The organism is Klenkia sp. PcliD-1-E, from assembly GCF_024124375.1.
Taxonomy (GTDB): Bacteria; Actinomycetota; Actinomycetes; order Mycobacteriales; family Geodermatophilaceae; genus Klenkia.
Map to the genome: position 1 here is coordinate 48,455 of NZ_JAMXRZ010000001.1, position 19,900 is coordinate 68,354.

The 19,900-nt window shown below is 74.7% G+C and carries 16 protein-coding genes and 1 riboswitch; of the genes, 8 read left to right on the top strand and 8 right to left on the bottom strand.

The window, feature by feature from the left end; translation table 11 throughout:
- The first annotated feature begins 133 nt into the window (after positions 1–133).
- Entirely contained in the window at positions 134–2,464 is a 2,331-nt protein-coding gene (locus tag NH342_RS00250) for a transglycosylase domain-containing protein (protein WP_253010060.1), read from the top strand.
- On the opposite strand, the gene NH342_RS00255 is transcribed toward NH342_RS00250, so the two are convergent.
- On the bottom strand, positions 2,461–4,275 hold the full coding sequence (locus NH342_RS00255) for an NAD(P)/FAD-dependent oxidoreductase (RefSeq protein WP_253010062.1): 1,815 nt from the start codon (positions 4,273–4,275) through the stop codon (positions 2,461–2,463). The genes NH342_RS00250 and NH342_RS00255 overlap by 4 nt on opposite strands.
- A 125-nt stretch (positions 4,276–4,400) precedes the next feature.
- Here NH342_RS00255 and NH342_RS00260 point away from each other — a divergent pair, with 125 nt between their 5' ends.
- On the top strand, positions 4,401–5,567 hold the full coding sequence (locus NH342_RS00260) for a GAF domain-containing protein (RefSeq protein WP_253010064.1): 1,167 nt from the start codon (positions 4,401–4,403) through the stop codon (positions 5,565–5,567).
- On the opposite strand, the gene NH342_RS00265 is transcribed toward NH342_RS00260, so the two are convergent.
- Genes NH342_RS00265 through NH342_RS00275 form a run of 3 tightly spaced genes read right to left on the bottom strand, consistent with a single transcriptional unit; the run spans position 5,470 to position 9,035 of the window.
- Positions 5,470–6,348: a YhjD/YihY/BrkB family envelope integrity protein gene (locus NH342_RS00265; protein ID WP_253010066.1), complete on the bottom strand. Its 879-nt coding sequence runs from the start codon at positions 6,346–6,348 to the stop codon at positions 5,470–5,472. The two genes, NH342_RS00260 and NH342_RS00265, sit on opposite strands and share 98 nt — an antisense overlap.
- A 43-nt stretch (positions 6,349–6,391) precedes the next feature.
- Entirely contained in the window at positions 6,392–7,507 is a 1,116-nt protein-coding gene (locus NH342_RS00270; RefSeq protein WP_253010068.1) for an NDMA-dependent alcohol dehydrogenase, read from the bottom strand.
- A 4-nt stretch (positions 7,508–7,511) separates the two neighbouring features.
- Entirely contained in the window at positions 7,512–9,035 is a 1,524-nt protein-coding gene (locus tag NH342_RS00275) for an NAD(P)/FAD-dependent oxidoreductase (protein ID WP_253010070.1), read from the bottom strand.
- 224 nt (positions 9,036–9,259) lie between these two features.
- Positions 9,260–9,409: riboswitch (cyclic di-AMP (ydaO/yuaA leader) on the top strand.
- Positions 9,410–9,514: 105 nt separating this feature from the next.
- Here NH342_RS00275 and NH342_RS00280 point away from each other — a divergent pair.
- The 3 genes from NH342_RS00280 to NH342_RS00290 all read left to right on the top strand — a co-directional run bounded on the left by NH342_RS00280 (position 9,515) and on the right by NH342_RS00290 (position 12,357).
- Positions 9,515–10,564, top strand: coding sequence for an NlpC/P60 family protein (locus tag NH342_RS00280; RefSeq protein WP_253010072.1), 1,050 nt, complete (start codon positions 9,515–9,517; stop codon positions 10,562–10,564).
- Positions 10,565–10,673: 109 nt separating this feature from the next.
- Positions 10,674–11,012, top strand: a complete 339-nt coding sequence (locus NH342_RS00285) for a DUF3817 domain-containing protein (protein WP_253010074.1) — start codon at positions 10,674–10,676, stop codon at positions 11,010–11,012.
- A gap of 10 nt (positions 11,013–11,022) precedes the next feature.
- Positions 11,023–12,357, top strand: coding sequence for a serine hydrolase (locus tag NH342_RS00290; protein WP_253010076.1), 1,335 nt, complete (start codon positions 11,023–11,025; stop codon positions 12,355–12,357).
- Between the two features lie 6 nt (positions 12,358–12,363).
- Here NH342_RS00290 and NH342_RS00295 read toward each other — a convergent pair whose 3' ends face one another.
- Positions 12,364–12,864 carry a hypothetical protein gene (locus NH342_RS00295; protein WP_253010078.1) on the bottom strand — a complete coding sequence of 167 codons (501 nt, stop codon included), beginning with the start codon at positions 12,862–12,864 and terminating at the stop codon, positions 12,364–12,366.
- Positions 12,865–12,980: 116 nt separating this feature from the next.
- Positions 12,981–13,451 (bottom strand): Lrp/AsnC family transcriptional regulator, encoded by a 471-nt coding sequence (locus NH342_RS00300; protein WP_253010080.1) that lies wholly within the window; start codon positions 13,449–13,451, stop codon positions 12,981–12,983.
- 130 nt (positions 13,452–13,581) lie between these two features.
- On the opposite strand from NH342_RS00300, the gene pdhA reads away from it, so the two are divergent.
- From pdhA to NH342_RS23825, 3 genes are read left to right on the top strand one after another with little or no spacing between them, the layout of a single operon-like run.
- A complete protein-coding gene (pdhA, locus tag NH342_RS00305; protein WP_253010082.1) occupies positions 13,582–14,730 on the top strand; it encodes a pyruvate dehydrogenase (acetyl-transferring) E1 component subunit alpha in 1,149 nt (382 codons plus the stop codon).
- The gene (locus NH342_RS00310) at positions 14,727–15,701 is read left to right on the top strand and encodes an alpha-ketoacid dehydrogenase subunit beta (RefSeq protein ID WP_253010084.1); all 975 of its coding nucleotides are present in this window, start codon (positions 14,727–14,729) and stop codon (positions 15,699–15,701) included. The genes pdhA and NH342_RS00310 overlap by 4 nt, the downstream gene beginning before the upstream one ends.
- A gap of 1 nt (position 15,702) precedes the next feature.
- Positions 15,703–17,235: a dihydrolipoamide acetyltransferase family protein gene (locus tag NH342_RS23825; RefSeq protein WP_305884808.1), complete on the top strand. Its 1,533-nt coding sequence runs from the start codon at positions 15,703–15,705 to the stop codon at positions 17,233–17,235.
- 192 nt (positions 17,236–17,427) lie between these two features.
- Here the strand turns inward: NH342_RS23825 and NH342_RS00325 are convergent, their stop codons facing one another.
- Both NH342_RS00325 and NH342_RS00330 read right to left on the bottom strand, forming a co-directional pair.
- On the bottom strand, positions 17,428–17,688 hold the full coding sequence (locus NH342_RS00325) for an HPr family phosphocarrier protein (RefSeq protein ID WP_253010086.1): 261 nt from the start codon (positions 17,686–17,688) through the stop codon (positions 17,428–17,430).
- A gap of 81 nt (positions 17,689–17,769) precedes the next feature.
- Positions 17,770–19,878 (bottom strand): fructose-specific PTS transporter subunit EIIC, encoded by a 2,109-nt coding sequence (locus NH342_RS00330; protein WP_253010088.1) that lies wholly within the window; start codon positions 19,876–19,878, stop codon positions 17,770–17,772.
- Positions 19,879–19,900 lie beyond the last annotated feature (22 nt).

A 19,900-nucleotide genomic window follows, 5' to 3' on the forward strand; every position in this document is an offset into this window, starting at 1 on the left:
GCTCCTCGGGGTCGGTGCGGGGTTCCAGGGTGCACTGTGCAGGTTGCATCCAGGTCTCGGCGGGTCCCAGGGCCGTTGTGGAACGGCTGTGCCCCGGGTTCTATGGGCCCCTGACCTGCAGGGAGGCACGTCGATGAGCGCGGCCCGACGGATCGGCACGGTGGTCCAGCTGCTGGGCGCCCTCGTGCTGGCCGGGGTGCTGGTGGCCGCCGTCCTGTTCCCGGTCGTCGGCGGGCTGGGGGTGACCGCCAGGAACTCGGCCTCCCTGCTCGACGCGCTGCCGGTCGAGCTCACCGACCGCACCCCGCCGGGCAACACCGTGGTGCTGGCCGCCGACGGCGAGGTGATCACCGGGTTCTACGAGGAGAACCGCGCCCCGGTGGCGCCCGAGCTCATCGCGCCGGTGATGAAGCAGGCGATGGTCGCCATCGAGGACGCCCGCTTCTACTCCCACCACGGCCTGGACGTGCAGGGCACGCTGCGCGCCGCGGTGACGAACCTGGTCGCCGGCGACGTGCAGGAGGGCGGGTCGACGCTGACCCAGCAGCTGGTCAAGCAGACCCTGCTGCAGACCGCGGAGACGCCCGAGGAGGCGGCCGCGGCCACCGAGCAGACGCTGCAGCGCAAGCTGCGCGAGGCCCGGCTCGCCCTGGCGCTGGAGGAGACCTACTCCAAGGACGAGATCCTCACCCGCTACCTGAACATCGTCTACTTCGGGCAGAACGCCTACGGCGTGCAGGCCGCCGCCCGCATCTACTTCTCCGTCGACGCCGTCGACCTCACCCTGCCGCAGGCGGCGATGCTGGCCGGGCTGGCGCAGAGCCCCACCAACGACGACCCCACGGTCAACCCGGACGCCGCCACCACCCGGCGCAACCAGGTGCTGGACCGGATGGCCGCGCAGGGCATGGTCACCTCTGCCGACGCCGCCGCGGCGCAGGCCGCCCCGCTGGGCCTGGTGCTCGGCGCCGCCCCGCCGCGCGGCTGCGTGCAGGCCTCGGTCGGCGCGTTCGTCTGCGACTTCGTGCAGCGCTACCTGACCCAGACCCTGGGCATCAGCCAGGAGCAGCTCGAGCACGACGGGCTGACCATCCAGACCACGCTGGACCCCGACCTGCAGCGGGCCGGCGACGCCGCGGTGCTGCAGACCCTGCCCATGGGCGACTCGCTGGCCGGCATGTTCACCGCCGTCCAGCCCGGCACCGGTCACCTGCTGGCGATGAGCGTCAACCGGGTCTTCGGCTACGACCAGACCGACCCGGCGCAGGAGTCCTACAACCTCAACGTCGCGGCCAGCCAGGGCTCCGGGTCGACGTACAAGGTGTTCACCGCCGCCGCGGCGCTGGCCCGGCAGTACTCGCAGTACTACACGCTGACGACGTCGGACCCCTACGTCTCCCGCGTCTACCGCGACGGCAGCGAGCCCTACGACGTGGAGAACGCCGGCCGGTACTCACCCACCCTCGACCTGTCGACGGCGCTGTACCAGTCCTCCAACACCTACTTCCTGGCGCTGGAGGACGCGCTGGGCAGCGTCGAGGAGCCGGTGCGGATGGCCGAGGCGGCGGGCCTGTTCCAGTTCAGCGACCCCGGCCTGCCACAGCAGATCATCGACGAGAACCGCGGGTCGTTCACCTTCGGCGCGGAGGCGACCAGCCCCCTCGCGCTGGCCAGCGCCTACTCCACCTTCGCCGCCAGCGGCACCCGCTGCCTGGTCACCCCGGTGACCGCCGTCCTCGACCGCACCGGTGCCCCGCTGACCGGGGACGACGGCGCCCCCGTCGTCCGCGGCGACCAGTGCACGCCCGGGGCGATCAACCCGGGGGTGGCCACCACCCTGAACCAGATCCTGCGCCGCGACGTCGAGCCCGGGAACCCCGGCCAGACCGGGTCGCGCGCCTACGTCGCCGGCCACCAGATCGCCGGCAAGACCGGGACGTCGCAGGACAACTTCTCCGCCGCCTTCGTCGGCTACACCCCGGAGATCACCGCCAGCGTCATGGTCCTCAACCCCAAGCAGAACCAGGACGTCGGCGGCTTCGGCGGCAACAAACCGGCCACCATCTGGCGCGCGGCGATGGCGCCGATCCTGGATGCCCGGGGCAGCGGCGAGTTCCCGCCCGCCGACCCGGTCGTGGTCAACGGCAACACCCGGCCGGTGCCCGGCTGCGGGTCGGTGTCCTCGTGCCGGGCCGCGCTCGCCTCGGCCGGGTTCGTCGCGCAGACCGTGACGGTGAACGGGAGCAGCCCGGCCGGGTCGCTGCTGGGCACCAGCCCGCCCGCCGGGGGCCGCGCCGTCGTCGGCCAGGTGGTCACCATCCGGGTCAGCAACGGCGCCTCGTACAGGCCGCCCGCCCCCGCACCGGTGCCGGTGCCGGCCCCGGTGCCGGCCCCGGGGCCGGCACCCCCGCCGGGGCAGCCGGTCCCGGGACCGCCGGCCATCCCGGGGCTCCCGACGAACTAGCTCGTGTGGTGCACGGGCGCCGGCTCGCTCACCGGCGTCGGGATGCCTTCGTACCGGGCCTTGAGCTGCAGGGCCAGGTAGAGGGAGTAGTGCCGGGACTGGTGCAGGTTGCCGCCGTGCATCCACAGGTGCGGGACGGCGGTGGGCTTCCACATGTTCCGCTGCTCGCCCTCCCACGGCCCGGGGTCCTTGGTGGTGTCCGACCCCAGGCCCCAGACCTTGCCCAGCCGGTCGGCCGTCCCCTGGTCGACCAGGTCGGCGACCCAGCCGTTCATCGAGTCGTAGCCGGTGGCGTAGACGACCAGGTCGGCCGGCAGCTCGGTGCCGTCCTCCAGCACGACGGCGTCCTCGGTCAGCTCCCGCACCTGGCCGCCGACCAGCTTCACCGACCCGTTCGCGATGAGCTCGGAGGCGCCGACGTCGATGTAGTAGCCCGAGCCCCGGCGCAGGTACTTCAGGAACAGCCCCGAGTCGTCGTCGCCGAAGTCGAGCTGGAACCCGGCCTTCTCCAGCCGGGCGTAGAACTCGGCGTCGTCGATGCGGATCTGGTCGTAGAGCGGCTTCTGGAACTCGCCCATGATCCGGTAGGGCAGCGAGGCGAAGGTCAGGTCCGCCTTCTCCGTGGTCATCCCGCCCGCCAGGGCGCTCTCGGAGTACAGGCCCTCCATCGTGCCCATCAGCGAGGCGCTGGTGACGATGTGCGTGGAGCTGCGCTGGACCATCGTGACGTCGGCGCCGTGCTCCCACAGCGCCGCGCAGATGTCGTGCGCGGAGTTGTTCGACCCCACCACCACGACCTTCTTGTCGCGGTACTCCTCCGGCCCCGGGTGCTGGGAGGAGTGCTGCTGCTCGCCGCGGAAGCGGTCCGTCCCCGGGAACCGAGGCATCCGCGGCTTGCCGCTCATGCCGGTGGCGAAGACCAGCTCGGTCGGGTGCAGGGTCAGCCGCTCGCCGTCGCGGGTGAGCTCGACGGTCCAGGTGCCGGCGTCCTCGTCGAAGTGCGCGGACTGCACGGTGGTGGAGCTCCAGTAGTCCAGCTCCATGACCTTGGTGTACATCTCCAGCCAGTCGCCGATCTTGTCCTTCGGCGCGAAGACCGGCCAGTTCGGCGGGAACGGCAGGTAGGGCAGGTGGTCGTACCAGACCGGGTCGTGCAGGCAGAGGGACTTGTAGCGGCTGCGCCACTGGTCGCCGGGTCGCGCGTGCTTGTCGACGACGATGGTGGGGACGTCGAGCTGGCGCAGCCGGGCGCCCAGGGCGATGCCGCCCTGCCCGCCGCCGATGACCAGCACGTGGGGCTGGCGGGTGTACCCGAGCTCGGCGGCCTCGGCCTCGCGGCGCTCCAGCCAGGTCTGCCGGTCCTTGTTCGCCCCGTGCTCGGCGCCCATCGGCCGGTCCCGGCCGGCCTTCTCCTCGTGCCCCTTCAGCTCGTACAGCGTGGTCAGCAAGGTCCACGCCTTGCCGTCCTGCAGCCGGAGGTGGCCCCGCCCCCGCCCGACCGAGGTCTCGAAGTGGATCCACGCCTCGTCGACGCCGTCCGCGCCGGTGGGCTCCTCGCCCTCGGTCACCCGGAAGCCGGTCGGGTGGACCCGGTCCAGCACCTCGGTGAGCCGGGCGCGGACGGCGTCCTGGCCCTCGGCGGTGGTGATGTTCCAGGTGAAAGCGACCAGGTCGCGCCAGAAGCACGTCGGGGCGAACAGCTCGACGGCTGCGTCCACGTCCCGGGCGGTCAGTGCGGCCTGGAAGTCGGCCAGCCAGGACTCGACGCGGCCGGCCGGGGTGTCGGTGGCCCGTTCCAGGGTCTGGGTCATGCGGGTGCCTCCTCGTCGCCGACGGCCTCGTCGCCGTCCGCGGCCCCATGCCACACCCGGCGCGGACGTCGCGGCAGGGTTGCAGGGGGTTGCGTCCTCGGTGGCCCGGGTCACACCCTGGGTGCGTGCCGCGCCCGCTGATCGACGCCTCCTGGCGCCGGGTCGCCGCCGCCGGGGTCGACCCGGGCGGCGGCGCCGGGAAGGCCGTGCTGCCCGACGCCGAGGTCTCCCGGCGGGTGGTCACCGGGCCGCTGGCGCCGATGCTGCCGGTGCTGCGCGACCGGTTGGAGCCCGTGGCCCGGGCCTGCGGGCAGCTGGTGGTGGTCACCGGCACCGACGGCCGGGTGCTGTGGCAGGGCGGGGCGCCCGAGGTGCGCCGGCGGGCCGACGGCCTGGGCTTCGTGCCCGGCGCGGCCTGGGACGAACCGACGGTGGGCACCAACGCCATCGGCACCTGCCTGGTCGTGGGCGCGCCGGTCGGGGTGCACGGCGGGGAGCACTACGTCGACGGCCACCAGCAGTGGACCTGCGCGGCCGCGCCGCTGCGCGACCCCGTCGGCGGCGGGTTGCTGGGCGTGGTCGACCTCTCCGGGCCGGCCCGCACCGCGCACCCCGGCGCCCTGGCCCTGGTGTCGGCGGTCGCCGCGCTGGCCGAGCACGAGGTGCGGGCCGCCCACGACCGTGCGCTGGACCAGCTGCGCCGGGTGGCCGGGCCGCTGCTGGCCCGGGTCGAGGGCCGGGCGCTGGTGCTGGCCCCCGACGGTGTCACCGCGGCGGCCACCGGGTTCGCCGGGCCGGCGCGGGTGGTGCTGCCGGCGGCGCTGGACGGCGGGCCGGTGGTGCTGCCCGGGCTGGGGTCCTGCCGGGTGGCGCCGCTGCCCGGCGGCTGGCTGGTGCGGCTGGACGACGTCCAGCCGGGGTGCGCGACCGACGTGGTCCTGGACCTCTCCGGCGACCGGCCGGTGCTCCGGGTGACCGCGCCGACCGGCTCCTGGACCGACGTGCTCGGGCTGCGGCACGCGGAGATCCTGCTGGCCCTCGCCTCGGCGCCCGGGGGGCGCAGCGCCGGCGAGCTGGCCGACGACCTGTTCGCCGACCCCACCCGCACGGTCACGGTGCGGGCCGAGGTGTCCCGGCTGCGCCGGGCGGTCGGCCCGCTGCTGGCGACCCGGCCCTACCGCTTCGCCGAGGGGGTCACGGTGCAGGTGCGCCGTCCGGCCGGTCGGCTGCTGCCGGGGTCGGTCGCGCCGGTGGTGCTCCGCGCGCGAGCCGCTCGTCCAGCGCCTGGGTGAGCAGCCAGCCGGCGATCACCACCAGGTGCAGCAGGAACAGCCACAGGCCGAGGGCCACGACCCCGCCGACCACCTCGAGCCCGCCGAACGGGGCGCCGATCGACAGCGGCAGACGCAGGAAGAGCATGAACCCCTGCAGGAACCCGGCCAGCGAGGCCGCGGTGAAGAACGCCCCGGTGCCGATCGCCCGCCAGCGCAGCATCCCCGCCGCGACCACCCGGAACCCCCAGACCAGCGGGCCGACCAACGCGAAGAGCACCGCGTAGAAGCCCACGGCGACCTCGGCCACCCGCGACCCGGTCCCGCCGGTCTGCAGGTCGGCCAGCACCGGGACGACCAGCAGCACCGGGTACAGCAGCAACGGCGAGACGAGCAGCAGCGGGACGACGGCCAGCCGGCCCCGCCACCCGGTGTAGGTGTCCCGCTCGTCGGTGAACCGCAGCAGGGCCCGCCGCAGCCCCTCGCCGTAGAACGTCATGGGGAGCAGCGCCAGGACCCCGCCCAGCCAGGTCAGCGTGGTGCCCGCCTCGGCGAGGGCGGCCAGCGCGTCGGGCGCACCGAGCTCGTCGGGCAGCACCCCGCCCAGGGTGTCCAGGTACCTGCGCACGGCCTCCGGGGAGGTGAGCAGCGAGGTGAGCGCGACGGCCAGCAGCAGCAGCGGGACCACGGAGATCCCCGCGTAGAACGTCAGCCCCGCCGCGATCAGCGACAGGTCCCGCCCGCGCAGACCCCGGCGCACCGATCCCATGAGGAACCGCACCTCGGCACGCCAACGGATCACCGCACCCACTCCACCACCCCGCGCGCGGCGCCGCCCGGTCAGCTCAGTCGGCGTGCACCAGCAGGCCGCGGATCGTCTCGCCGGCGGCCTGGTCGGCGAATCCCTGGTGCAGCTGGTCCAGGGAGTACCGCCGGGTGACCAGGCGGTCGAGCTCGAGCTTCCCCTCCTCGGCCAGCCGCAGCAGCATCGGGACGTCGCGGTGGGCGTTGCAGCTGCCGAACAGCGCGCCCTGGATGCGGTGCTCGTAGGCGGTCACGCCGTTGCCCTGCAGCGAGAGCGTGACGTCGGTGGCGACGTCGGCCAGCGCGGTGAGCACCAGCGTGCCGCCCTTGCCCAGGCAGCGGGCGGCCAGCCGGGTGCTCTCGGCGTCGGTCGAGCCCAGGGTGAGGACGACGACGTCGGCGCCGTTGCCCCAGGTCAGCTCACGGGCCAGCGCCGCGGCGTCCCGGGAGCTCTCCACCGCGTGGGTGGCCCCGACGGTGAGCGCGAACTCCCGCCGGAAGGCCACCGGGTCCACCGCGACGACGTGCGAGGCCCCGGCGTGCACGGCGCCCTGCACCGCGTTGGCGCCCACCCCGCCGCAGCCGACGACCACGACGGTGTCGCCGGGCCGGGTGCCGCCGGCGTAGACCGCCGAGCCCCAGCCGGTGGGCACGCTGCAGGCCATCAGCGCCGCGGTGTCCAGCGGCAGCCACGGGTGGATCCTGATCACCGACGCCTCGTGCAGCAGCGAGTGCCGGGCGAACGCGCCCACCATGCAGAACCCGCCCAGCTCGGCGCCGTCCAGCCGGAACGGCCAGGTGCCGGTGGGCAGCTGCCCGGTGCCGATGGTGGCACCCAGGTTGCACAGGTTGGACCGGCCCGACGCGCACCACCGACAGGTGCCGCAGGCGGGCAGGAAGCTGGCCACCACGTGGTCGCCGGGCGCGACCCGGCTGACCCCGGGGCCGACCGCCAGCACCCGCCCGGAGCCCTCGTGGCCGCCGACGATCGGGTACCGGCCGCCGGCGTTGGAGTGCCGCAGGTGCTCGTCGGAGTGGCACAGCCCGGCGTAGGCCATCTCCACGAGCACCTCGCCGGGGCCGGGGTCGCCGACCTCCAGCGTCACCAGCTCGTACTGACCACCCTGGCTGCGCAGCACTGCACCGGTCGTCTCCACCGGCTCATCCCAGCAGATGACGGGCCGCGGCGTACCCGCCCAGCCCGCTGACCGCCCCGCCGCGCACCGTCCCGCCGCTGGACGCCGACACCACCCGCGGGTGGTCGGTGGCGGCACCCCAGCTGCCGGCCGGGTGCGCCTCGTCGGCGACCGGCCAGGCCAGGTCGCCGTGGAAGATGTGCCCGCCCGGCATGGCCAGCGAGGCCTCGACGTCCAGCGGGGACGCCGCCTGCAGGCACGGCCGGCCCTCGGCGTCGGTGGCCAGGCAGTCGGCCAGCGGCTCCTCCAGCTGCGCGTCCAGCTGGGCCACCACCCGGCGCACCGCCTCCTCGCGGGTGCCCACCGGGTCGGCGGCGAACAGCCGGGCGGGGGTGTGCAGGCCGAACAGGGTCAGCGTGTGCAGGCCGGTGTCGCCGGTGATCGACGGGTCCGTCAGCGAGTGGCAGTACACCTCGAACGGGATGGTCGCGGGCAGCCGCCCCGCCGCGGCGTCGGCGTGTGCGGCGTCGATCTGGGAGACGGCCTCGTCGACGTGGCAGGTGCCGCCGAACGCGACCGCGGGGTCCAGGCCCGAGCGGGGCCTCGGCAGCCGGGTCAGCACCATGTTGACCTTGAGCTGGGCGCCTTCCGGGCGCGGCCCGGGGACGGCGCCGGTCAGCTCGTCGAGGACGGCGGGGGCACAGCCGGCCACCACGTATCCGGCGTCCACGGCGTGCCCCGTCCCGTCGTCGTCGGTCCAGTGCACGGTGACGCCGTCCGCGCGGGTCTCGAGGGCGGTGACGGTGGCCCGGGTCCGCAGGTCGGCACCGGCGCGCCGGGCGGCGTCGGCCATCGCGCCGCTGACCGCGCCCATGCCGCCCACCGGCACCCGCCACAGCCCCGTGCCGTTGCCCACCAGGTGGTAGAGGAAGCAGCGGCCGGCCAGCCCATCGGCGGCGTGCACGTCGGCGAAGGTGCCGATCAGCCCGTCGGTGAGGGCCACGCCGCGCGCGACGTCGGAGTGCAGGTGGTCGGCCACCACGTCGGCGAGCGGGCGTTCGACCAGGTCGCGGTACAGCTGCGGGTCGCGCAGCCGCCGCTCCAGCTCGCCCCGGGTCGGCAGCGGCTCCACCAGGGTGGGGGAGAGGTCCTCGGCCAGGGTGGCCAGCCGGCCGTAGAACCGCTGCCAGCCCGCCCACTCGGCGTCCGACCCGGTCAGCGCCCGGAACGAGGCCTCGGTCGCCGGGCCGGGGTCCCGCTCCACCAGCAGGGCCCGGTCGCCCAGCAGGGTCGCCGAGCTGACCGCGCGGTCGGCCAGCTCGATGCCCAGGTCCAGGTCGGTGACCACCCGGTCGGGCAGCAGGCTGACCAGGTAGGAGTAGGCCGAGAGCCGGACGTCGACGCCGGGGAACACCCGCTCGCTGACCGCCGCCCCGCCGAGGCCCGCCCGGCGCTCCAGGACCAGCACCGAGCGTCCTGCCCGGGCCAGGTACGCCGCCGCGACGAGCCCGTTGTGCCCCCCGCCGACCACCACCACGTCGTGCCGCATCCCGGCATCCTGTCCCACCCGCAACAGGTGCAACGAGACGGTGACACGTTGTGAGCGTGCTCATGGCGTGTCCTGGGCGGGAGCGTGCGGAAGTCCACAAACGGAGGGGGGTGGGTTGTCATGAGTCCGTAATACGGCCTAGCTTGGCCGGGTCCGGACGGATCGTTCCGCCACCTCCCCTGGGTGGCACCGGCCGGACGCCGCCGAACCACAGCCGCCCCCCAGCACCACGAGCACCACCGGGGAGCGGCAGGACCGGGGACCCACCGAAGCACTGGGGTGAAGCACCGACGGCCCGCCAGGGCCCGACGTGCCGGGCGACCTTCCCGCCCGAATCCGTCAGCTAACCCGGTAGGCGGCTCGATGGAAGAAAGGACCACCCGCCGCACATGGCGAGTTCCAGCACGGCCGCGCGCCGCCCTGCCCTCCTCCGGGGGCGTCGCGCAGCGATCACCCTCCTCGCCGCCGCCGGGGTCCTCGTGACCACGGCCCCCGCGCAGGCCGCCCCCGGCGACACCGCCGAACCCACCACCGCCGCCGAGGCCGCCCAGCTGGTCGCCGACCGCGGCCACCAGCTCGAGGTGCTCACCGAGCAGTTCAACGACGCGCGGGTCGCGCTGGAGGCCGACCAGGCCGCGCAGACCCAGGCCGTCGCCGACGCCCAGGCGGCCCAGGCCGGCTTCGAGGCCGCCCGCAGCTCGGTCACCAGCGTCGCGCGCACCGCCTACCAGGGCGGCAGCCAGCTCGTGGGCCTGCAGACCTTCCTGAGCGCCAGCTCGGCCGGCGAGTTCGTCGAGCAGGCGGCCACCCTGGACCTGCTCTCCGCGCACAGCACCGAGGTGCTCACCCAGGCGCAGCAGGCCAACGACGCCGCGACCGCCGCGCAGCAGGAGGCCGAGCAGGCCACCGCCCAGGCGCAGGCCCAGCTCGACACGGTCACCGCGCAGCAGGACCAGCTCAACGCCGAGATCGCCGAGTACCAGGCCCAGTACGAGCGGCTCTCCGCCGCCGAGCGGGCCGCGGCCGAGGCCGCTGCCGCCCAGGCCGCCGAGCGTGCCGGTTCGGTCAGCCGGTCCTCCAGGGACGACGGGTCGTCCGGCTCGGCCAGCTCCAGCTCGAGCGGGTCCAGCGCTGCGCCGGCTCCCTCGGCGGGCGTCGTGTCCGGTGGCTCCGCCGCCGCGCAGACCGCCGTGCAGACCGCGCTGGCCCAGCAGGGCGACCCCTACGTGTGGGCCGCCGCCGGGCCGAACAGCTTCGACTGCTCGGGTCTGGTGCAGTACGCCTACGCCGCCGCCGGCATCTCGCTGCCGCACTCCAGCCGGTCCCAGGCCGCCATGGGCCAGGCCGTCTCCCGCAGCCAGCTGCAGCCCGGTGACCTGGTCGCCTTCTACTCCCCGGTCAGCCACATCGGCATCTACATCGGCAACGGCCAGATGGTCCACGCGCCGACGTCCGGCGACGTGGTGAAGGTCGCCAGCATCGACGCGATGGGCTCCGCGCCCACGGCCTACCGCCGCATCGCGGGCTGACGCAGCCGTCCCGGAGCCCCGGTCGCCCTCGCGGTGACCGGGGCTCCGTGCTGTGCGGGGTCGGTCACACCCGGGGACACCGGCGTGGCCCGCGCCGTTGGACCAGGTCGTGGCCACCCTGCTCGAGCCCCGCACCGTCGCCCGCGCCTTCCGTGTCGTCGCCCTCGCCGAGGCGCTGAGCTGGGCGCTCCTGCTGGCCGGCATGTTCGTGAAGTGGGTGCTGCGCACCTCCGAGCTGGGCGTGCAGGTCGCCGGGCCGATCCACGGCGGGGTCTTCGTCGGCTACGTGGTCCTCGCCGTCGTCGCGTGGCGGGTGCTCCGCTGGGACACGCAGACGCTGGTGGTCGCCCTCGTCGCCTCGGTCCCGCCGTTCGCCACCGTGTGGTTCGAGCGCAGGGCGGTGCGCGACGGTCGGCTGCCGGTCGATCGTCCGGTCACCACCCCCTAGCCTGCGGGGCATGCCCGACCCCGCCCCCGCCCCCGTCGCCGCCACCACCGCCCGCACGCTGCTCGCCCGCACCGCCCGGGTGCAGCGCGAGGGCCGGGCGCCGAGCCTGGTCGCCGGGGTGGTGCGCGACGGCGGGCTGGCCTGGTCGGCCGGCCGCGGCGACGTCCCCGAGCCGCACGCCGACGTGCAGTTCCGGCTGGGGTCGATCAGCAAGACCGTCACCGCGGTCGCCGTCATGCGGCTGCGCGACGAGGGCCGGGTGCACCTGGACGACCCGCTGGAGCGGCACGTCCCGGGCACCCCGCTGGGCGGCCGCACCGTCGGCCAGCTGCTCTCCCACCTGGCGGGGGCGTCGAGCGAGAGCCCGGGCGGCTGGTGGGAGCGTGTCCCCGGCGGCACGCTCGAGGAGCTGCAGCTGGGACCGGAGCACGTCGTGCTCGGCGCGGCGCGCCGCTTCCACTACTCCAACCTCGGCTTCGGGTTGCTCGGCGAGCTGGTCGCCCGGCACCGCGGACGCCCGTGGTCCGAGGTCGTCGCCGGCGAGGTGCTGCACCCCCTCGGCATGAGCCGGACGACCCCGCGGCCCACCGGCCGGGCGGCGCGCGGCACCGCCGTCCACCCCTGGGCCGACGTCGTGCTGCCCGAGCCCGAGCACGACGCCGGCGTGATGGACGCCGCCGGCCAGCTGTGGGCCACGCTCACCGACCTGGGCCATTTCGCCGCCTTCCTGCTCGGCGACACCGGGGACGTGCTCGCCCCGGCGACGCTGGCGGAGATGACCGTGCCCGCGGGGGTGGACTCCTCGGCCGCCGGCTGGTCGGCCTACGGGCTGGGCGTGCAGGTCATGCGGGTCGACGGCACCACCCTGGTCGGGCACGGCGGCTCGATGCCCGGCTTCCTCGCCGGGGTCTTCGTCGACCGCGCCCAGCAGGCCGGGGCGGTGATGCTGGCCAACACCACCAGCGGTCTGGACCCGCTGGTGCCCGGGCTGCTGGCCGACCTGCGCGCCGCCGAGCCGTGGGTGGGCCCGGCCTGGTCGCCGTCCCCGCCGCCGGTGCCGCTGGAGGTCCTCGGCGTCTACTACTGGGGGCCTGCCCCTCAGGTGCTGCGCGCCCAGGCCGGCGGGCTGCTGCACCTCGGCCCGCTCCCCGGCCGTCCCGGGCGGGCCAGCCGTTTCCTCCGGCGGGAGGACGGCAGCTGGGTCGGCCTGGACGGCTACTACGCCGGGGAGACCCTGCGCATCGCGCAGGACCACCTGGACCTGGCCACGTTCACCTTCACCCGGCAGCCCTACGACCCGGCCGCGCCGGTCCCCGGCGGCGTCGACCCGGCCGGGTGGCGCTGAGCTGCCTCAGGCGCGGTCGAGCGCGGCCAGGGTCGCGTGCGTGGCGAAGCCGTAGGCCAGGTGCGGGACCACGTCGCTGGCCCAGTCGGTGGCCGACCAGGTCCGGGGGTCGCTGATGCCGAGGGCGGCCATGGGGCCGTTCGCGCCGACGAGGGCGCCGGCGGTGGCGACGAGGCCGCCGACGACGGCGTTCGGCCGGAAGCCCGCCGCCCGGGCGAGGCCGGCGAGCACACCGACACCCACCCCGGCGGCGATGCCGGTCAGCGGCCCCAGGCCGGAGACCCGGTTGTCGCGGGTGTCGCCCTCGCCGGGGATGTCGACGTGCGCCTTGCGGGCCAGTGCCTCGACCGTCTGCTGCGGGGTGTCGCTGGTGCCGCGTCCGCGCACCGCCATGTCCAGGTAGGTCACGGTGTTCAGCACGGTCGTGCCCGCGGCGCCGGCGGCCGCTCCGCGCAGCACCCACCCGCCCGTCGAGATGCCGCGCCTGCCCTTGCCGAATGCACCCACGGGGGTCCTCGAAGCCATGGAGCGGCCGCTACCCCCGGGTGGAGGGGCCGGAAACCGTGCTCAGGGTCGGCCAGTGGACCGCACCCCGCACGGAACGCGGCCAGGATGACCTGCGCCTAGCCCTGCGCGGCGCGCTGCAGCAGCGGGGCCATCCGGTGGTCGACGAACCGGCGCAGCGCCAGGTTGGTGTCGGTGCGCTGCACCCCGGGGATGGCCAGCACCTGCTCGCTGATGCGCCACAGGTCGTCGGCGTCGACCGCGACCACCTGGACCAGCAGGTCGGCGACACCGGACAGGCCGATGACCTCGAGCACCTCGGGGATGTCGGCCAGGCCCGCGCTGACCTCGGCCAGCGAGGTCTGCACCACCGTCACCGTGATGTAGGCGCTCAGCCGGTAGCCCAGCGCCTCGGGTCGCAGCCGGCGCTCGAAGGGGTCCAGCGCCCCACCGGACTCCAGCCGGGCGAGCCGGGCCTGCACGGTGTTGCGGGCCAGGCCGAGGGTCTGCGAGAGGGCCATGACGGTGGCCCGGGGGTCCGCCGACAGGGCGAGCAGCAACCGGGCGTCGGTGGCGTCGATGCCGGGCACGCTGCTCAGTGTGCCACGCCACACCAGTAGCCCGCTGAACAATCTGCTTCCCTCTCGCTGCCCGCCTTGCGCATCCCGACGCGGGAGTGATGTGCTGCACAAGCAGTTCTGCGACGTGAGGAGGACGACGGTGACCGCCGTGCGAGAGATGGTCGACCCGGTACCCGGGGCCGCTGCGCCCCACCTGCCGGCCCAGCCCGATCTGGTGCAGCTGCTGACGCCGGAGGGCGAGCGGGTCGAGCACCCCGAGTACTCCCTGGAGATCTCCGACGAGGAGCTGCGCTCCCTCTACCGCGACCTGGCGCTGGTCCGCCGGTGGGACGTCGAGGCCACCGCCCTGCAGCGGCAGGGCGAACTGGGCATCTGGGCCTCGCTGCAGGGCCAGGAGGCCGCGCAGATCGGCGCCGGCCGGGCGCTGGGCGCCGACGACATGGCCTTCCCGACCTACCGCGAGCACGGCGTCGCCTGGACCCGCGGCGTCGACCCGCTCGACGTCATCAGCCTGTTCCGCGGCAACGACCTCGGCGGCTGGGACCCGGTGGCCACCGGGTTCAACCTCTACACCGTCGTCATCGGCGCGCAGTGCCTGCACGCCACCGGCTACGCGATGGGCATCCAGCGCGATGGGCGGGTGGGGGAGGACGGAGCCGCCGCGATCGCCTTCCTCGGCGACGGCGCCACCAGCCAGGGCGAGGTCAACGAGGCGATGATCTGGGCGGCCACCTTCGACGCCCCGGTCGTCTTCTTCTGCCAGAACAACCAGTACGCCATCTCGGTGCCGATCGAGCGGCAGTCCAAGGTGCCGCTGTTCCAGCGCGCGGCCGGCTTCGGCTTCCCCGGCGTCCGGGTCGACGGCAACGACGTCCTGGCCGTCCTGGCGGTGACCCGCGCGGCGCTCGCCCGGGCGCGCGAGGGTTCCGGGCCCACCTTCGTCGAGGCCTTCACCTACCGGATGGGCGCGCACACGACCTCCGACGACCCCACCCGCTACCGGCTGGCCGACGAGCTGGAGGAGTGGAAGCTGCGCGACCCGGTCGCCCGGCTCAAGGCGCACCTGTCCCGGTCCGGCAAGGCCGACGCGGAGTTCTTCGCGGGCGTCGACGCCGAGGGCGACGAGCTCGCCGCCCGCATCCGGAAGGGCACCCTGGAGATGCCCGACCCGGCCGGCACCGAGATGTTCGACCACGTCTACGCCGAGCAGACCGAGGAGATCGCCGCGCAGCGCGCCGCGTTCCTCGCCTACCAGGCTGGATTCGACCCGGAGGGCTTCGAGAAGTGAGCACCCTGACCCTGGGCAAGGCCCTCAACACCGGGCTGCGCAAGGCCATGGAGGACGACCCGAAGGTCGTGCTCATGGGAGAGGACATCGGCAAGCTCGGCGGGGTCTTCCGGATCACCGACGGCCTGCAGAAGGACTTCGGCGAGGCCCGCGTCGTGGACACCCCGCTGGCCGAGGCCGGCATCGTGGGCACCGCGGTCGGCCTGGCCATGCGCGGCTACAAGCCGGTGGTGGAGATCCAGTTCGACGGGTTCGTCTTCCCCGCCTACAACCAGATCGTCACCCAGGTCGCCAAGATCCACGCCCGCTCCCGCGGCAAGGTGCCGATGCCGATCACCATCCGCATCCCCTTCGGCGGCGGCATCGGCGCGGTCGAGCACCACAGCGAGAGCCCCGAGGCCTACTTCGCCCACACCACCGGCCTGAAGGTCGTCGCGGTGTCCAACCCGGCCGACGCCTACTGGATGCTGCAGCAGGCCATCGCCTGCCCCGACCCGGTGGTGTTCTTCGAGCCCAAGCGCCGGTACTGGGACAAGGCCGAGGTCGACCTCGAGGCCGCCCCGCCGCCGCTGTTCAGCTCCCGGGTGGTGCGGGCCGGCGACGACGTCACGCTGCTGGCCTACGGGCCGATGGTGAAGACCGCGCTGCAGGCCGCCGAGGCGGCGCAGGGCGAGGGCCGCTCGCTGGAGGTCGTCGACCTGCGCACGCTCTCCCCGCTGGACCTGGCACCCGTGGAGGAGTCGGTCCGCCGCACCGGGCGCTGCGTGGTGGTGCACGAGGCGCAGACCACGCTGGGCATGGGCGCCGAGATCGCCGCCCGGGTCAGCGAGAGCTGCTTCCACTCCCTGGAGGCCCCGGTGCTGCGGGTCGGCGGCTACGACGTCACCTACCCGCCGTCCAAGCTCGAGGAGGAGTACCTCCCCGACCTCGACCGGGTGCTCGAGGCCGTCGACCGCTCGCTGGGGTTCTGAGATGCCGGACCTGCGCCAGTTCAAGCTCCCCGACGTCGGCGAGGGCCTCACCGAGGGCGAGATCCTGCAGTGGCTGGTCGCCGTCGGCGACACGGTGACCACCAACCAGCCGCTGTGCGAGGTGGAGACCGCCAAGGCCGCCGTCGAGCTGCCCAGCCCGTACGCCGGCACGGTGGTCGAGCTGCTGCACGAGCCGGGGACGACGGTCGACGTCGGGGCCCCGATCATCACGATCGACGTCGGCGGTGACTCCCCGTCGGCCGACGACGCGCCCTCGGACGACGCCCCGGCCGCGGGGTTGATCGGTGGTCCGGCGCCCGGTGGGCGGACGTCGGTGCTGGTCGGCTACGGCCCGAAGAACACCGAGGCGGTGCGCCGTCCGCGCCGGTCGGGCACCGCGGTCGCCGAGCGGGCCACCGCGCCCGCCGTCGTCCCCGAGGCCGACTACGGGTCACCGCCCGACCGGCCGCCGCTGCTGGCCACCGCGCCGGACATGACCAGCAAGCCGGTGCGCCACGGCGGGCTGGAGATCGGCCGGGCCGCCGAGCAGCACGCCGCCGACACCTCCGCGGACACCACGGCCGCCTCGGGCACCGCGGTGGCCCCCGGCCGGCGTGCGCCGCGCCCGCTGGCCAAGCCGCCGGTGCGCAAGTACGCCAAGGACTCAGGCGTCGACCTGACCACCGTCACCGGCACCGGCGCCGGCGGGGTCATCACCCGCGCGGACGTCGACGCCGCCCGCTCGGCCCCGGCGGAGCCGGCCCGCACCCCGGCCGAGCTTGCTGCCGAGGCCGGCACCGTCGTCCGGTTCCCTGCTCCGGAGGCGGGGACCGAGGGCCGCGAGCAGCGGATCCCGATCAAGGGCGTGCGCAAGCACACCGCCGCGGCGATGGTCTCCAGTGCCTTCACCGCGCCGCACGTCACGGAGTTCCTGACCGTCGACGTCACCCGGATGATGGCGCTGCGCGGCCGGCTCGCCGCCCGTCCCGAGCTCGCCGGGCTCAAGGTCAGCCCGCTGCTGTTCGTGGCCAAGGCGCTGCTGCTCGCCGCCCGGAAGCACCCGATGGTGAACAGCTCGTGGGACGAGGCGGCGCAGGAGATCGTGGTCAAGGACTACGTGAACCTGGGCATCGCGGCGGCCACCCCCCGTGGCCTCGTCGTCCCGAACATCAAGGACGCCAGCCGGCTGTCGCTGGCCGAGCTGGCCGGGGCGCTGGCCGACCTGACCGCCACCGCGCGGGCCGGGAAGACCTCGCCGGCGGACATGTCCGGCGGCACGATCACGATCACCAACGTGGGCGTGTTCGGCGTGGACACCGGGACCCCGATCCTCAACCCCGGCGAGTCGGCGATCCTGGCCTTCGGCGCCGTGCGCGAGATGCCGTGGGTGCACAAGGGCAGGATCCGGGTGCGCCAGGTGACGCAGCTGGCGCTGTCCTTCGACCACCGGATCATCGACGGCGAGCTCGGGAGCCGGTTCCTCGCCGACGTCGGCGCCGTCCTGCACGACCCCGGCGTCGCCCTGGCGCTGTAGCCGCCCGCGATCCCGGGGTTCCCGCCCTCCCGCGACCCGTCGAGGGGGCCGGACCCCGGGACACGACGTCGAGTGCGGGGTTCGCGGGGTCCTGGCGCTGTCGACGACCCCGGGAACCCCGGTCTCGGGGCCCGCGCACGACGAAGGCCCCCTCCCGCAGCACGCGGGAGGGGGCCTTCGGGGTCGTGCTGGTTACTCGGCGTCGAGGTCGCGCTCGACCATGCCGGCGATCTCGTCGAGGACGGCCTCGTCCTCGCTGCTGACCTCCACCTCGGCGCCCTTCTTGGCGCCGAGGGTCATGATCATCAGCGGCGAGCCGGCGTCGACCGGGTTGCCGCCGGGGGTGGCGAGGGTGACCGGCTTGCCGGACTTGCTCACCGCCTCGGCGATCAGGGCGGCGGGGCGGGCGTGCAGGCCGACGGCGGAACCGACGGTCACGGTCTTGCTGGGCATCGAGGTGCTCTCCTCTGCGTCGAGTGAGGTGCGGGGCGCGGGCGGGGTGGCCGCCCGCGCCCCGGGGTCGGGTAGATCCTGTCAGCTGGCGGCGGCCACGGCACCCGTGGTGGTCACGGTGCTGCCGGCCATCGCGGCCTCGGTGGCCTCGGCGGGGGCGACGGGCTTGCGGCCGAAGCTCTTGGCCGCGGTCACCGCGATCGCGCCGACGATGGTCCCGATGATGACCGCGAGGAAGAACAGCAGCGCGTTGCTCATCGCGAAGAACACGAAGATGCCGCCGTGGGGGGCCCGCAGCTGGACGCCGAACCCGGCGACCAGGGCACCGGTGGTGGCACCGCCGAGCATCATCGAGGGGATGACGCGCAGCGGGTCGGCCGCGGCGAACGGGATGGCGCCCTCGGAGATGAACGAGGCACCCAGCAGCCAGGCGGCCTTGCCGTTGTCCCGCTCGGCCGCGGTGTACAGCTTGGGCCGGATGACCGTGGACAGCGCCATGGCCAGCGGCGGGACCATGCCCGCGGCCATCACGGTGGCCATGATGACCAGCTGCTGGCGGCCGCCGTCGCCGGCGATCGCCGCGGTGAGGCCGGTGGTGGCGAAGACGTAGGCCGCCTTGTTGACCGGGCCCCCGAGGTCGAAGCACATCATCAGGCCGAGGATGATCCCGAGCAGGACCGCCGAGGCGCCGGTGAGGCCGTTGAGGAAGTTGCCCAGCCCGGTGAGCGCCGCAGCGAGCGGACGGCCCAGGAAGAGCACCATGATGCCGCTGGAGATGATCGTGGCCAGCAGCGGGATGATCACGACTGGCTGCAGGCCGCGGACACCCGCGGGCAGCTTCCACGAGGCGATCCACTTGGCCGCGAAGCCGGCGATGATGCCGCCGACCAGGCCACCGAGGAAGCCGGCGCCGACGGTGCCGGAGACCGCGCCCACGACGAAGCCGGGCACGATGCCCGGGCGGTCGGCGATGGCGTAGGCGATGTAGCCGGCCAGCGCCGGCACCAGGAAGCCGAAGGCCGCCCCGCCGAGCACGAAGCACAGCGCGCCGAGGTAGCCCAGCAGGCCGTCGTTGAGGCCGGTACCGGCATCGGCGACCGGCAGGTTGAAGAAGCTGTTGTTCAGCGCCCAGTTCAGCGCGTAGCTCTGCCCGGACGCCGAGGCCGGGTCGGTGAGCACGATCTGGTAGCCGCCGAGCAGGAAGCTCAGCGCGATGAGCAGACCGCCCGCGGCGACGAACGGGATCATGTAGCTGACGCCGGTGAGCAGCCAGCGGCGGATCTCCGAGCCCACGCCCTGGCCGCCGGAGGTGGGGGCGGCGGCGTCGGCGCCGGAGCCGCCGGGCACCCGGCGCGCGTTCGGGTCACCCGCGGCCGCGATGGCCTCGCGGATCATGACCTCGGGCTCCTGGATGGCCCGCTTGGTGCCCGACTGCACGACCGGCTTGCCGGCGAACCGGTCGCGGTCCCGCACGCCCACGTCGACGGCGAAGATGACGGCGGCGGCCTTGCTGATGACCGAGGGGTCCAGCGGGGTGGAGCCCGAGGAGCCCTGGGTCTCCACGTGCAGGTCGACGCCCATCTCGCGGGCGGCGGCGGCCAGCTTGTCGGCGGCCATGTAGGTGTGCGCGATGCCGGTCGGGCAGGCGCTGATGGCGACCAGGGTCGGGCCGTCGCCGGCGGTCGGCGCCGGGGTCGCGGCCGGGGCGGCGGCCGCGGGTGCCGCGGCGGTGGCCGGGGCGGGGGAGACGACGTCCTGCACCAGGGTGACGACCTCGTCGGCGGTGGAGGCGTTGCGCAGCGAGGCGACGAACTCCGGGCGCACCAGGGCGCGGGCCAGCGAGGACAGCAGGGTCAGGTGGTCGGCGTCGCCGGCCTCGGGGGCGGCGATGAGGAAGACCAGGTCGGCGGGGCCGTCGGGGGCGCCGAAGTCGGCACCGGGACGCAGCCGGGCGAAGGCCAGCGAGGCCTCGGTGACGGCCCCGGAGCGGCAGTGCGGGATGGCGATGCCGCCGGGCAGCCCGGTGGCGACCTTGGCCTCACGGTCCATGGCGTCGGAGTGCAGGCCCTCGGCCGAGGTGGCCCGGCCGCTGCGGGCGACCAGCTCGGCCAGCTGCCGGATGACGGCGGTCTTGTCGGCCCCGGGGCTGACGTCGAGCGCCACCAGGTCGGTGGTGATGAGTGCGGACACGGAGTTGCTCCTGGTCTCGAAG